The 13,487-nt window shown below is 61.5% G+C and carries 14 protein-coding genes; 7 read left to right on the forward strand and 7 right to left on the reverse strand.

What is annotated here, in order from left to right:
* Positions 1–155 precede the first annotated feature (155 nt).
* Positions 156–1,028 carry a DMT family transporter gene (locus E8E68_RS25320; protein ID WP_280345960.1) on the forward strand — a complete coding sequence of 291 codons (873 nt, stop codon included), beginning with the start codon at positions 156–158 and terminating at the stop codon, positions 1,026–1,028.
* Here the strand turns inward: E8E68_RS25320 and E8E68_RS25325 are convergent.
* Positions 1,025–1,915, reverse strand: coding sequence for a triacylglycerol lipase (locus E8E68_RS25325; protein WP_280345963.1), 891 nt, complete (start codon positions 1,913–1,915; stop codon positions 1,025–1,027). The two genes, E8E68_RS25320 and E8E68_RS25325, sit on opposite strands and share 4 nt — an antisense overlap.
* A gap of 123 nt (positions 1,916–2,038) precedes the next feature.
* On the opposite strand from E8E68_RS25325, the gene osmE reads away from it, so the two are divergent.
* Both osmE and E8E68_RS25335 read left to right on the forward strand, forming a co-directional pair.
* Positions 2,039–2,380: an osmotically-inducible lipoprotein OsmE gene (osmE, locus tag E8E68_RS25330; RefSeq protein ID WP_009683294.1), complete on the forward strand. Its 342-nt coding sequence runs from the start codon at positions 2,039–2,041 to the stop codon at positions 2,378–2,380.
* Positions 2,381–2,427: 47 nt separating this feature from the next.
* Complete coding sequence (locus E8E68_RS25335) at positions 2,428–2,958, forward strand: ferritin-like domain-containing protein (protein WP_110748063.1); 531 nt, start codon at positions 2,428–2,430, stop codon at positions 2,956–2,958.
* 30 nt (positions 2,959–2,988) lie between these two features.
* Here E8E68_RS25335 and E8E68_RS25340 read toward each other — a convergent pair whose 3' ends face one another.
* On the reverse strand, positions 2,989–5,055 hold the full coding sequence (locus E8E68_RS25340; protein ID WP_280345967.1) for an AsmA family protein: 2,067 nt from the start codon (positions 5,053–5,055) through the stop codon (positions 2,989–2,991).
* A gap of 340 nt (positions 5,056–5,395) precedes the next feature.
* Between E8E68_RS25340 and E8E68_RS25345 the strand changes: the two genes are divergently transcribed.
* The 4 genes from E8E68_RS25345 (at position 5,396) to E8E68_RS25360 (ending at position 8,151) form a co-directional block, all read left to right on the forward strand.
* A complete protein-coding gene (locus E8E68_RS25345) occupies positions 5,396–5,848 on the forward strand; it encodes a phage infection protein (RefSeq protein ID WP_280345969.1) in 453 nt (150 codons plus the stop codon).
* Between the two features lie 121 nt (positions 5,849–5,969).
* A complete protein-coding gene (locus tag E8E68_RS25350) occupies positions 5,970–6,602 on the forward strand; it encodes a TetR family transcriptional regulator (RefSeq protein WP_266029318.1) in 633 nt (210 codons plus the stop codon).
* A 94-nt stretch (positions 6,603–6,696) separates the two neighbouring features.
* Positions 6,697–7,797: an AGE family epimerase/isomerase gene (locus E8E68_RS25355; RefSeq protein ID WP_280345973.1), complete on the forward strand. Its 1,101-nt coding sequence runs from the start codon at positions 6,697–6,699 to the stop codon at positions 7,795–7,797.
* 105 nt (positions 7,798–7,902) lie between these two features.
* On the forward strand, positions 7,903–8,151 hold the full coding sequence (locus E8E68_RS25360; protein ID WP_110748081.1) for a hypothetical protein: 249 nt from the start codon (positions 7,903–7,905) through the stop codon (positions 8,149–8,151).
* A gap of 49 nt (positions 8,152–8,200) precedes the next feature.
* Here E8E68_RS25360 and E8E68_RS25365 read toward each other — a convergent pair whose 3' ends face one another.
* The 5 genes from E8E68_RS25365 to E8E68_RS25385 all read right to left on the reverse strand — a co-directional run bounded on the left by E8E68_RS25365 (position 8,201) and on the right by E8E68_RS25385 (position 13,405).
* Positions 8,201–8,965, reverse strand: coding sequence for an SDR family oxidoreductase (locus tag E8E68_RS25365; RefSeq protein WP_110748084.1), 765 nt, complete (start codon positions 8,963–8,965; stop codon positions 8,201–8,203).
* Between the two features lie 636 nt (positions 8,966–9,601).
* A complete protein-coding gene (locus E8E68_RS25370) occupies positions 9,602–10,318 on the reverse strand; it encodes an ABC transporter ATP-binding protein (protein WP_110748087.1) in 717 nt (238 codons plus the stop codon).
* Entirely contained in the window at positions 10,315–11,190 is an 876-nt protein-coding gene (locus tag E8E68_RS25375) for an ATP-binding cassette domain-containing protein (RefSeq protein WP_266029321.1), read from the reverse strand. The genes E8E68_RS25370 and E8E68_RS25375 overlap by 4 nt, the downstream gene beginning before the upstream one ends.
* Positions 11,187–12,488: a high-affinity branched-chain amino acid ABC transporter permease LivM gene (livM, locus tag E8E68_RS25380; protein WP_003249592.1), complete on the reverse strand. Its 1,302-nt coding sequence runs from the start codon at positions 12,486–12,488 to the stop codon at positions 11,187–11,189. The genes E8E68_RS25375 and livM overlap by 4 nt, the downstream gene beginning before the upstream one ends.
* A gap of 2 nt (positions 12,489–12,490) precedes the next feature.
* Positions 12,491–13,405: a branched-chain amino acid ABC transporter permease LivH gene (locus E8E68_RS25385; RefSeq protein WP_266029322.1), complete on the reverse strand. Its 915-nt coding sequence runs from the start codon at positions 13,403–13,405 to the stop codon at positions 12,491–12,493.
* Between the last annotated feature and the right edge of the window lie 82 nt (positions 13,406–13,487).

The following is a 13,487-nucleotide window of genomic DNA, read 5'->3' on the forward strand; positions in this document are numbered from 1 at the left end:
GTTCGCGCGCAAATCCCACAGGCATAATTGGCACGAAAAAAACGTAGGAGCGAGCGCAGCTCGCGATGCGCCGCGCGGGCGGCGCTCGATCTGACAGGCGCTGCTGCTGTAACGGCCAACGCCTCCACACACTGCTTTGCGAGTACCCTTGCTACATGAATTATCTGTTCCCCCTCACCGCCATCCTCATCTGGGCCGGCAACACCGTGGTCACCAAGATGTCTGCCGGTGCCATTCACCCCGCCGAGATCGGCTTCTACCGCTGGCTGCTGGCCGGGCTGCTGTTCACCCCGTTCCTGCTACCCGCCGTGTGGCGCAACCGTGCCGCCATCCGACCGCACCTGGCCAAGGTGTTCGTGCTCGGCGTGCTGGGCATGGCGCTGTACCAGAGCCTGGCCTATTTTGCCGCCGGCATCACCAGCGCCACCAACATGGGCATCATCCTCTCGCTGATGCCGCTGATGTCACTGGCGTTGTCCATTGCCTGGCTGGGCCAGCGCCTGAGCTACGGCGCCCTGCTCGGCGCGCTGGTGTCGTTCTTGGGCGTGCTGGAAGTGGTCAGCGCCGGCCACCCGGTCAGCCTGCTGCAGCAAGGCCTGAACAGTGGTGATCTGCTGATGCTGGTGGCCACCCTGGCGTATGCCTTGTACAGCTTCCTACTGAAGAAATGGCAGCTGCGCCTGCCTCCGATGCAACTGCTGTATCTGCAGGTGCTGGTGGCCATCATCGTGTTGCTGCCGTTGTTCCTGCTGTCAGACAAGACCGGCCTGACCAGCCACAACATCGGCCTGGTGCTGTATGCCTGCGTACTGGCCTCGATGATCGCGCCATTGGTGTGGATGAAGGCCGTGCACCGCCTGGGCCCTAGCCGCACCACGCTGTTTTTCAACCTGCTGCCCCTGGTCACCGCGCTGATCGCCGCCGTGGTGCTGGACGAGCAACTCGCCAGCTACCACCTGGTCGGCGGCCTGCTGACCCTGGCCGGCGTGGTGCTGGCCGAGCGCTGGACCACGCCAGTCCGCCGCTAAAGCCCGGCTGCCTTGAGCCGCGCGGCGTGCTCGGTGAATAGCCGCACCGGCTCGGCGCCTTTGCCCACGGCGCCGAGCGACTGGTTGACGATATCCAGGTGATCAAGCGGGTAATCGTCGCCGATCACCTGCCCCAAGTGCGAGCTGAAGCGCCCGACCATACCGTCGCAGTGGCCCTTTTCCCTGACGAAGCTGCGCGCGAACAGGCGGCAGAAACGGCTGCTGCCGTCAAAGCGGTTGCGCCCCTGATCGGTCAGGCCGGGCTGCAAGGTACCGGACCAGGAGTAGTAGCGCACACCATTGACCTCATAAGCCCCTTCCCCGCCCCAGGTGTCTGGCAAGCCCTGTGGATAAGCCTGATTGAACAGCGCCACGCCGGCACTGGTCAGCGACTGGTGCGAGGCGTGCACGTCCACCGGCAGCGGGTCGCGCCGCCAGCCGGTTTCCAGCCACACCAAAAGCACGGCAAAGCCATGCAGCACGGCCTTGAGGATACGCCCTTGCGGGGAATTGCCCGGGGCCGTGCGCTCCAGGTGGTCGGCAAGCTCCGAGCCATGGTTGGGGCCCGCCACCGAAGTGACCGAAGCCACCCGCCCAGGCCGCTTGGCTGCGGCGTAACGTGCGCTAAGGGCGCCCTGGCTGTGGCCGATGAGGTTGACCTTGTCGGCGCCGGTGCGCTGGCAGATGTCTTCGATGATCGCCAGCAATTGCTCGCCGCGCACCTCGCTGGAATGCAGCGGCGAAACCTGCACCGGGAACACCTGCGCGCCGCCCTTGCGCAGCGCCGGGACAATGCCGAACCAGTAGGGATAGAACACTGCCCGGACAAAGCCGAGCATGCCCGGCACCAGCACCATCGGGTATCGCGTGGCCAATTCCTGCTGCATAGCCCCAGCCCCTTTCCGTGGACGATCGGCCAACACTACAGCGGTCTTCATGACCATCGCAATCGAACTCCCGGCCCGCGCTGTGGTTCCAAACCACACAGACCCTTTGCAAGGAGCGGGACCATGTACAAGCAGACCCTGGCAATCCTTCTGGCAAGCGCCACCCTCGCCGCCTGCGGCAGCCGCCCGGAAAACCCGGTGGACTATGTCACCTACCGCGATGAACCGCTGGTCAAGCAGGTGGAGCACGGCATGACCATGCAAAAGGTCATCGCCATCGGCGGCAGCCCGTCGAACGTGATTGACCTGCCGCACGGGGGCACCTGCAACGACTACATCCTCAACCATGACGGCAAGCAGCAGCCCTACTACGTGCGTTTCGACGCTACGGGCCATGTCGATGCCAAGGGTTTCAAAACGTGTAAACAACGCGAAGAAGACAGCGAAGCCGTACACGGCGCGTAAGTCTTTCGGCACATGCCACGACCACCCTGATGCTTTCGGAGATAAACATGAGTGCGACTGAACTGACCGATGTACAAACCCTGCGCGAACGTGCCCGCCAGCACGTGGAACAAGGCGCGGTGACCGAGGGTTACCACGCCGACCGCCAGGAGATCCTGCGCCTGTTGAACGAGTCGCTGGCCACCGAACTGGTGTGCGTGCTGCGCTACAAGCGCCATTACTTCATGGCCAGCGGCATCAAAGCCAGCGTGGCTGCCAGCGAGTTTCTCGAGCATGCCAACCAGGAAGCCGAACATGCCGACAAGCTGGCCGAGCGCATCGTACAGCTGGGCGGCGAGCCAGACTTCAACCCGGATAACCTGAGCAAGAATTCGCATGCCCAGTATGTGGCCGGCAATTCACTCAAGGAGATGGTGCTGGAAGATCTGGTCGCGGAGCGCATCGCCATCGACAGCTACCGCGAGATCATTCAGTACATTGGCGACAAGGACCCGACTACCCGGCGCATCTTCGAAGACATCCTGGCGCAGGAAGAAGAACACGCTGACGATATGTCCGATCTGTTGCAAGGGCTGTAATCGCTGGGGGCCGCATTGCGGCCCCTTTTCTCACTTCTTGGCTTTCACCGCAGCCGGCGCCTTGCCCGCCTTCATCTGCTGAAGCAACGGCGTGCACTGGTTGGGGTCATCCCCGCTGCTCGGTGCGATCAGCGCCAGCAACCCCGCCGCCGGCCCGGCAACCACCCCCAGTGCCACCATCCCCGCGCCACGCAAAGCCAGCGGTACCGCTTGCACCCCCGCACTCGGCTTGGCAAAGGCACCGCGCACATACAGCGGCGAACGCAGCGAGAACAGCCGCAGCCCTTTCGATTCAGGGGTGACTTTCAGGTCCAGCTGCTCACTGGCGAAATTGGCCGTGCCGTTGATGTAGATGATCGCGTTCTCGGTATCGAAGATGAACAGCCGCGTGGTCGCCAGGCCATCCTTGATCCCCACATCGGCCGCGGCGCAGTTGATCTTCACGTCCTCATCACCAAACAGCTTGCCAACCACGTAGTTACCCACGTTCAAACCGGCAATCTCCATCAGGCTGCGGCTGATGGCGCCATCATTGATCAGCATGCGCAGGTCGCCATTGGCGGTACCCAGCAGGGCCGCCACCGAATTGCCACGGCCACGGATGTCAGCATCACCGTTCAACTCACCAAAGCTGGTCTGCATCGGGGCAAAGGTGGGGAACAGCTGCTTGAGCTTGAAGCCTCGTGCCGTCAGCCGGGCACGGCCTTGCAGCGGCACGCTGCGCCCGTCCAGGCGGATGTTTGAAGCCAGGCTGCCACCTGCCACGCCAAAACGCAGGGGATCAAGGCGCAACTGACCATCGTCCAGGATCACGTGGGCCGACAAATCGTTGAACGGTAGTTGCTCGCTGTGCACGATGCGCTTGCCGGCAAAGGTCACGTCGGCATCCATCGCACGCCAGCGCTCGGTGCGAAACTCCTCCACTGGCAGCACCTTGCCAGCTGGCTGCTTGCTAGCGCCGCCACGCGCCTTCTGCTCGGCATTGGAGTCGGCGCCGATCAGTGGCGCCAGGTCCTTGAACAGCAGCTGGTTGGACACCAGGTTGCCAGACAACTTTGGCCGTGGCTGGCTGGCGACGAAGGCCAGGTCGCCATGGATATCGCTGTCACCGATCTTGCCGTTAAAACCTTGGTAGTTGAACGTGGCGCCTTGTGCCGCATGCAGGTTGGCCGTGAGGTGGCCGTCGGTGGAATAGGCGGGGGTGTCAGGCAAGGTGACCCCGGTCAGCGGGTACAGATTGCCCAGGCTGGCACCCGACAGGCGCAGGCGCAGATCGAGTGCGCCCAGATTGCGCGGGTCGGTCAGCGTGCCTGCAAGCACCACGTGTGTATCGGCGATGCGCACGTCGGCCTGTAGCGGGAACGGCTGGCTGGCGTCCTGCAGGGCCAGCAGGCCGCCAAGCTTGCCGGTGCCGGACACCGGCTGGCCCTTGTAGCGGCCTTGGGCCTTGAAGCCAAAGGCGTAGTCCTGTGTACCGCCAGCCTTCTCGGCGCTTGCCTTGCCGACTATGTCACTGAACGGGATCGGCTTGCCCAGCGGGTCGACCTGCACCTTCATGCTGGTTTTCAGGGTCTGGTCGTCGAAGCTGACATTGCCTTGGTCGAAGCCGATGGCGCCAATGTCCAGCTGCCATTTCGACGGTTCTTCATTTTCATCCTTCGGCCCGAAGTCGAACGTCCAGTTCGCGCGGCCATCAGCCAGACGGGTCAGGCTGGCCGTGGGCCTGGTCAGGTCGATGCGCGGGATGCTGATCTGCTGCAACAGCAGTGGCAGGGGTGCGAGGCGAAACTCCACACGCTCCAGGCCGACCATCTTCGGCTCCTTGAGCCATTCCGGGTTGCCCAGGGTAAGGTCTTCGGCAATGAAGTGCGGCCACGGCACCCAGGCGCGCCAACCGCCTTCTTCCGGCTCGGTACGCCAATGCACGGCCAGGTTGCCATTGATTGCGAATGGCCGGTGCAGGGCCTCGGAGACCTTTTCGTTGAGCATCGGCTTGACGCGGTTCCAGTCGAAGGTGGCGATCACCACCACCAGGATGGCCAGCACTGTCAGCAGGGTGGCGAGGGTCCAGACGAAGATTCTGGCGGGACGCGTCATTGCGTGATTCTCCTTGCGGCATGGCTCAAAACCGGCACAGCGGTGGCACTTAATAACTCGGACTGACGAAAAACCGTGGGGTTTTATCTGTCGCGTCATGATAGCGAAGTTTTTCCTGGCGCCTTGATCAACAATTCGTCCCGCCAGGCCATGCGTGATACGCCTCAGCGATGGGGTCAAAGTGCCATCAAGCGCCCTATATGACGCTGTCTAGAGCAGTTTCGAACCTCTATCAATACGGTCGATTGTTACCATTATCCGTATGAACTTCTCTCTGGCGCTACCCGGCGTAGCATTGGCTTCGTACCCACTTTCCAGCCCCCGAGAGGAGCACCTGATCATGAAACGCCACCTGCTGACCCTGACCCTGTCCGTCCTGGCTGCCAACGCTTTTGCCCTGCCAGCCGCCGAACAACATCTGACCGCCGAATCCCGCTCCAGCGCTGCTGAAATCGCTCAGCCGCTGAACACCGTTGCCGAAGGTGGTTCCGATCGCCTGATCGAACGATCCGGCCGCGTTGCAGAAGGTGGCTCGGACCGCCTGATCGAACGATCCGGTCGTGTTGCAGAAGGTGGCTCTGATCGCCTGATCGAACAATCCGGCCGTGTAGCTGAAGGTGGTTCTGATCGCCTGATCGAACAATCCGGTCGTGTTGCAGAAGGTGGCTCTGATCGCCTGATCGAACGATCCGGTCGTGTTGCAGAAGGTGGCTCTGATCGCCTGATCGAACAATCCGGCCGCGTAGCTGAAGGTGGCTCTGATCGCCTGGTTGAACTCAGCCGTGTGAGTTGATTGCCATGGTCGAAAAGAACAACCACTGTCACAACACCTGCTCCCCTCCCGGCCCGGTCATTGACCGGGCTTTGTTTTTTTAACTAGAGTGCCCAGCTTTACCGTCACAGAAGCCCGCACCATGCTGCCGCGCGCCGAACAGAAGCTACAGACCCGCCAGGCCCTGCTCGATGCCGCCTGCCTGCTCATGGAGAGTGGCCGTGGTTTCGGCAGTATCAGCCTGCGCGAAGTGGCAAAGACGGCAGGCATCGTGCCCACCGGCTTCTATCGGCATTTCTCCGACATGGACGCCCTGGGCCTGGCCCTCGTCGCCGAAATCGACACCACCTTCCGCCAGACCATCCGCCTGGTGCGCCAGAACGAATTCGAACTGGGCGGCATCACCGACGCCTCGGTGCGCATCTTCCTCGACGTAGTGGCCGCCCACCGGGCGCAGTTCCTGTTCCTGGCCCGCGAGCAGTACGGCGGCTCACAGCCCGTGCGCCAGGCGATTGCGCGCCTGCGCCAGGACATCAGCGATGACCTCGCTACCGACCTTGCACGGATGAAGCGCTGGCAACACCTGAACAACGCCGCGCTGGCGGTAATGGCCGACTTGGTGGTGAAGACGGTCTTCGCCACCCTGCCCGAGCTGATCGACAGCCCGGAAGCGGGTTATCCACAGGCCCTGACTCCGCAGGAAAAGATCACCCAGCAATTACGCTTCATCTTTGTAGGAGCGCGGCATTGGCAAGGGCTCGGCAACCCGAGTTGATCGTTAGCCTGGACTTGCCCTGATACCGGCACAGGCTACCGAAAACCCCAGTTCTGCTACCATGGCGCCCTGCCCGACAGCGACGAGCGCCGAAATGTCCGACCCCCGCCCTACCCTGCCCGAACTGGCCCGCTTCAACCAGCACTTCGCCGAGCGCATCGTGCCGATGTGGCAAGGCCCGGGCTGGAATGCCGACATGGCCCTGCCCTACGAAGCGCTAGACGCCCAACACCAGCCCTTGCCGGTGCAGCGCTATCGCGCCATGGCCTGCGCACGCCAGCTGTACCTGTTCAGCAGCCGTATCGAGCAACCGGGCGCAGCCGAACGTGCCGCCGCATTGTTCCGCTCGTTGCAGAAGCACTTTCACGACGCCGAACACGGTGGCTGGTTCTACAGCATCGACGCCCAGGGCAAACCGCTGGACCGGCGCAAAGACCTGTACACCCACGCGTTCATCGTGTTTGCCTGCGCGCACTATTGGGGCAAGGTGCGCGAAAGCCTGGTGGAATCCACCCTGAATGCTGCGCTGGACATCATCGACCAGCAGTTCGCCCGTGACGATGGCCTGTACGAGGCCACCCTTGGCGAGGATTGGGCGGACTTGGGCAGCGGTCCGCTGCAGAACCCGCAAATGCACCTGGCCGAAGCCTTCCTGCAGGTGCTGGCCGTGCGCGAGGACGAACATGCCCGGCAGTCGCTGCTGCAACTGTGCGAAGCACTGCAAGCGCATTTCATCGAACCCGCCCACGGCCTGATGCTGGAAAAGCCACGCGGGGCTGTGGATAACTGGTTTGAGCCAGGCCACCAGTTCGAGTGGTTTTACCTCCTTGATACTTCGCCGTTACTGCGTGAAACGCCGCTTCATGCGTCCATCGACCGGGCGTTCGGCTTTGCCGAGCAATTCGGGGTAAAAGATGCCGCCGTATTGGCAATGCTGAATGTGGATGGCTCGACGCTTGATGCCTCCCAGCGTATCTGGGCGCAGGCCGAGTACCTGCGGGCGCTTACTTTGCGTGAGGGCAGTGAAGCAAAGATAGCCAGGCAGCTAGGCGCTCTTTCAGCGCGGTTCCTGCGTAATGCAGGCTGGTATGAGTGCCGCGGTGGTGACGGAGCGGTCAGCAGGGATGACATGCCATCGACCACCCCTTATCACTTGGCCACCTGTCTGGAAGGGCTGAATAAGGCGAACGCCTGACTATTCATAGGGCCAACCTGTGAGGGGGGAGCCTTTCCCTCTGCCGGAACAATCTCCTCACTCCTATGTTGATGCTCCATTTTCGAATTTTCAGGAGTTATCAACATGGATTCAGAAGCCTTCAAGGCATTTGTCGAAGAGCAGATCAACCGAGCGGCACAAAAGATCATCGATAAGGGCCGCTGCTACGATGAGCACTCCCATGGCAAACTCAGCTACCTGCTAAGCCTGCGGCGTGTCATCAATTGTGAAGCAACGGCCGAGGACATGGGCCTGCATGACGCCATCAATGACATCCATCAAGCGTTAGGCATCATCCCTCACGATATAACCAGCTTCTCCTACATCAAGTGACCGATCCGGCTACACCGCGAACCGGGCCTTTCCGGTTCGCGGTTTGTGCTTAGCCTTTTGAACGGTCGATCGAGAACCCCGCCCAGTCCTGGCTCACCGGCATCAGCTCCAGGCTGTTGATGTTGATGTGCGCCGGCTGATTGAGGATCCAGAAAATGGTCTCGGCAATGTCCTGCGGCTGGATCGGCTCCGCACCCGCATAGGTAGCATCGTACTTGGCCTGGTCACCGCCGAAACGCACCAGCGAGAATTCGCTCTCGCACAGGCCCGGCTCGATATTGCTCACCCGCACACCCGTGCCGCGCAGGTCGCAGCGCAGGCTCAGCGAGAACTGCCCGACAAAGGCCTTGGTGCCGCCATACACGTTGCTACCAGGGTACGGGTAGTTGCCCGCCACGGAGCCGACGTTGAGAATCGACGCGCCGCGACCATGGGCAATCAGGCGTGGCAGGAGCAGGCGGGTGGTGTACATCAGGCCCTTGATGTTGGTGTCGACCATGGTTTCCCAGTCGTCCAGGCTGCAGTTCTGCGCGGCATCCACACCCAGCGCCAGGCCGGCGTTATTGACCAGGCCACGGATCTTTTCAAAGCCTGCCGGCAGGCCGGCGATGGCCTGCTCCATGGCCTTGCGGTCGCGAACGTCGAGAACCAGGCCATGGACTTCGGTCTTGGCCGACAACTCGGCGCACAGCGCGTCCAGACGCTCCTTACGGCGACCGGTTAGCACCAACTTCCAGCCGGCTTCGGCGAAGCGGCGGGCAGTGGCCTCGCCAAAACCGGAAGTGGCGCCAGTAATGAATACGGTGGACGTCATGCTCTGTTCCTCACGGTAGGTTTTCATGGCAGCTTCGCAGCATGCCCGCGGTCGGCGTTGGCAGCAAGCTGTATAAGCCGCTGTTCACTTTTTGTTCATGTTCTGCAAACCCCTGCCGCAGAGGGCTCCGCGGCAGCTATGCGCATGTTATCCACAAGGCTTTCCCCACGGATTGGGGGCAACTTGTCCACTACGCGGAACCCTTTCAGCGCAGAGTGGTCGGTCGAGAGCTTGAGAGTGATGGCGCAAGGCTTTCAAACATGCTGCCTGTAGCAGTCTGTCCAAGGTTTTTACACAGAGTTATCCACAGACTTTACGCGAATTCCCTGACATCTCAGGAGAATAGAAAAGTGGTGGAAATTCATCCACATGGCGCATGTGATCAAAAAATGACCACCATCCTGGAGGGCTTGTAATCAAAGGGCTCGAGGGAGATGCCACCATGTTTTCCACAGGCGGCTCCACATTATCAGTGGACAAAAAGGGCCTGTGGAAACAATGGCTTGTGGTCAGCTGGGGGAGTGCTTCAGTGAGGGGGATGAAACAGGTTGTCCACATTGGCTTCGGGGGCCGCTTTGCGGCTCATCGCGACGCAAGGCCGCTCCGACAGGCCGCGCATCAGCCCCCGAGTACCACTTAGTGCCCGCCCAGATACGCGTTACGCACCTCTTCGTTGACCAACAATTCTTGCCCGGTCCCGGTCATGCGGATCTGCCCGTTAACCATCACGTAGGCCCGGTCAGATAGTTTCAGCGCATGGTTGGCGTTCTGCTCCACCAGGAAGATGGTCATCCCGGTCTTGGCCAGCTCTCGCAACGTCGAGAAAATCTGCTTGACCACGATCGGCGCCAGCCCCAGCGAAGGCTCGTCCAGCAACAGCAACTTCGGCCGGCTCATCAACGCCCGGGCTATCGCCAGCATTTGCTGCTCGCCACCCGACATGGTCATGGCCCGCTGGTTACGCCGCTCCTTCAAGCGCGGGAACAGTTCGAACATGCGCTGCATGTCTTCGTCCGCATGCTTGTCGCCGATGGGGATGGTGCCCATCATCAGGTTTTCCTCGACGGTCATGTCGGGGAACACCCGGCGCCCTTCCGGCGATTGCGCGATGCCGTTGGAAGCGATGTAGTGGGACGACTTGCGGGTGATGTCGGTACCGCGGTAGACGATGTGCCCGGAAGCCGCCCGCGGCTGGCCGAAGATCGACATCAGCAGGGTGGACTTGCCGGCACCGTTGGCACCGATCAGGCTTACCGTCTCGCCTTCGTTGATGTGCATCGAGACCTTTTTCAGCGCCTGGATCGGCCCGTAGAACACGTCCAGGTCCTTGAGCTCGAGAATGGGTGCACTCATACCAGTTCCTCTTCATCGGCACCCAGGTAGGCGGCGATCACCGTCGGGTTGTGGCGGATATCCTGCGGCGAACCTTCGGCAATCACGTTGCCGTGGTCCAGCACCACGATATGGTCGGAAATGCTCATGACCATGCCCATGTCGTGCTCGATCAGCACCACAGTGATGTCATGCTCGTCACGCAGTACGCGAATCATGCGGCTAAGCGCTTCGGTTTCCTGCGGGTTCAGGCCCGCTGCCGGTTCGTCCAGGCAGATGATCTTAGGCCGCGTGCACATGGCCCGGGCAATTTCCAGGCGGCGCTGCTGGCCGTACGACAGTTCGCCGGCCAAGCGGTTGGCGCAATCGACCAGGTCGACCACTTCCAGCCAGTAGAAGGCGTGGTCCAGCGCATCGCTCTCCGCCTTGCGGTAGGCTTTGGTGTTGAGCACACCCGCCAGCAGGTTTCGGTTGACCCACATGTGCTGCGCCACCAGCAGGTTTTCCACCACCGACATTTCCTTGAACAGCCGGATGTTCTGGAAGGTGCGCGCCAGGCCGGCGCGGTTGACCAAGTGGGTACCGCCGAACATCTTGTAGTACATGCGGTTGGCAAAGCGCGCAGGTGAAACGAAGTCGGCCGCCTTGAAGCGCTCACCGAGCAGCTGGATCACGTTGGTATGGCTACCGCGCACGTTCAGTTCGATGCGCCCGCCACTGGCTTTGTAAAAGCCGGTCAGGCAGTTGAACACCGTAGTCTTGCCGGCGCCATTGGGGCCGATCAGGGCGAAGATCTGGTTGCGCCGGACCTTCAGGCTGACATCGCTGAGCGCCTTGATGCCACCGAACTGCATCATCAGGTTGTCGACCGAGAGAATGATATCGTCGCTCATGGCGCCACTCCTTTACGCGGGGTCACACCGGTACGGCTGATGCGGATCAGCCCACGCGGTCGCCAGATCATCATCAGCACCATCAGCACGCCGAACAGCAGCACCCGGTATTCGGAGAAGCTGCGCAGCAGCTCTGGCGCCACGGTCAGCACGAACGCCGCGATGACCACGCCCACGGTCGAGCCCATGCCCCCCAGTACGACAATGGCGAGGATCAACGCCGACTCGAAGAAGGTGAATGAAGACGGGTTGACGAAACCCTGGTAGGTGGCAAAGAAGACCCCGGCCAGGCCAGCGGTAGAGGCGCCAAGGGTAAACGCCGAAAGCTTGACCAGTACGTGGTTCAGGCCCATCGACCGGCACGCGATCTCATCTTCGCGCAGCGCTTCCCAGGCCCGGCCGACTGGCATGCGGGTCAGGCGGTGCTTGATGTAGAGCACCGCCAGCACGACCATGAACAGCACCGCATAGATGAACACGAACTTGAGGTTGGCGTTGTATTCGAAGCCGAAGAACTCATGGATCGGCACCCCACCGTCCTTGGCGCGGCGGCCGAACTCCAGGCCGAAGAAGGTTGGCGATGGCGCCGGCATGCCGTTGGGGCCACCGGTGAACGACAGCCAGTTGTTCAGCACCAGGCGAATGATTTCGCCAAAGCCCAAGGTCACGATCGCCAGGTAGTCGCCGTGCATCCGCAGCACCGGGAAGCCTAGAATGCAGCCCGCCAACGCTGCCGCGATGGCCGCCAGCGGCAGCACGCTCCAGAAGCCCAGGCCAAGGTACTGGTACCCCAGCGCCAGGCCGTAGGCACCGATGGCGTAAAACGCCACGTAACCCAGGTCGAGCAGGCCGGCCAGGCCCACCACGATGTTCAGGCCCAGGCCCAGCAGTACGTAGATCAGACCAAGAATGACCACAGTCAGCAGGTACTTGTTGGCGAAAATCGGGAAGACGATGGCAATCACCACCAGCGCCGGGATGATGTAGCGCAGCCGCGACACGTAGTTCGGCGCGCGCACATGCACGCCCGAGCCGCCGCTGTCGAAGCCCTCGAGCATGCGCCGCCCGGCGGCGGTCTGCACATACAGGCTGAGCAGGAAACGCCCGAGCATCACCCCGCCGACCAGCCAGGCCACCCGACGAGGTTCGGCGTTGAAGGTATAACCGTCGAGCACCACGCCGACGATCGGGCCGAAGACGATCAGCGCCAGCAAGCCGGCAACGATGGTCTCGAGCAGACTGCGTTTGATATCGAAACCTTTGGTTTCAGAGGCAGAGGCAATTTTGGCAATCGACATGTTCACACCTTAGCCACGAGCGGGCGACCCAGCAGGCCTTGTGGGCGGAAGATAAGGATCATCACCAGCAGCGAGAAGCTGAACACGTCCTTGTAGTCGGAGTTGATCAGGCCGGAGAACAGCGACTCGGAAATACCCAGAATGATCCCGCCCAGCATCGCACCCGGCAGCGAGCCGATGCCACCGAGCACTGCGGCGGTGAAGGCCTTGATGCCGATGATGAAACCGGCGTAGAAGTCGAAGGTGCCGTAGTTCAGGGTAATCAGCACGCCGGCCAGCGCGGCCATCACCGCACCGATCACGAACACGTAGGAAATCACCCGGTCGGTGTTGATGCCCAGAATGGAGGCCATCTTGCGGTCTTGTTGGGTAGCGCGGCACATGCGGCCGAGCTTGGTGTATTTGATCACGTAGGTGAGCAGGCCCATGCCGGCAAAGGCTGCCACCAGAATGAAGATCTTGGTGTAGGTCAGTTGCACGAAGCCGGTGCCGACCTCGATGCGCATGGCACCTTCCAGCAGGGTTGGCACGCCTTGCTGGCGAGCGCCCTGGCTGATCTGTGCATAGTTCTGCAGGATCAGCGAGATACCGATGGCACTGATCAGCGGTGCGAGGCGGGTAGAGTTACGCAGGGGTTTGTAGGCGATGCGCTCGATGGTGAAGCCATAGACGCCCGTGACGACGATGGTGAACAACAGCGTGCCCAACATCAGCAGGGGGAACGACTCGATACCGAAGTAAGCCAGCAATGCCAGGCTGATCGCCGCAAGGTATGCAGAGATCATATACACCTCGCCGTGCGCGAAGTTGATCATGCCGATAATGCCATAGACCATTGTGTAGCCGATGGCGATCAGGCCATAGACCGACCCGAGGGTCAGGCCGTTGACCAGTTGCTGCAGGAAAATACCATCCATAACGCAATCTCACTGAGCGAGACTGCACGCGTGCCGACCACCAACAGCCACGGATGAAGCGGCCCCAGCAGTGCAGAACCGT

The organism is Pseudomonas sp. BN607 (assembly GCF_029871175.1).
Classification (GTDB): domain Bacteria; phylum Pseudomonadota; class Gammaproteobacteria; order Pseudomonadales; family Pseudomonadaceae; genus Aquipseudomonas.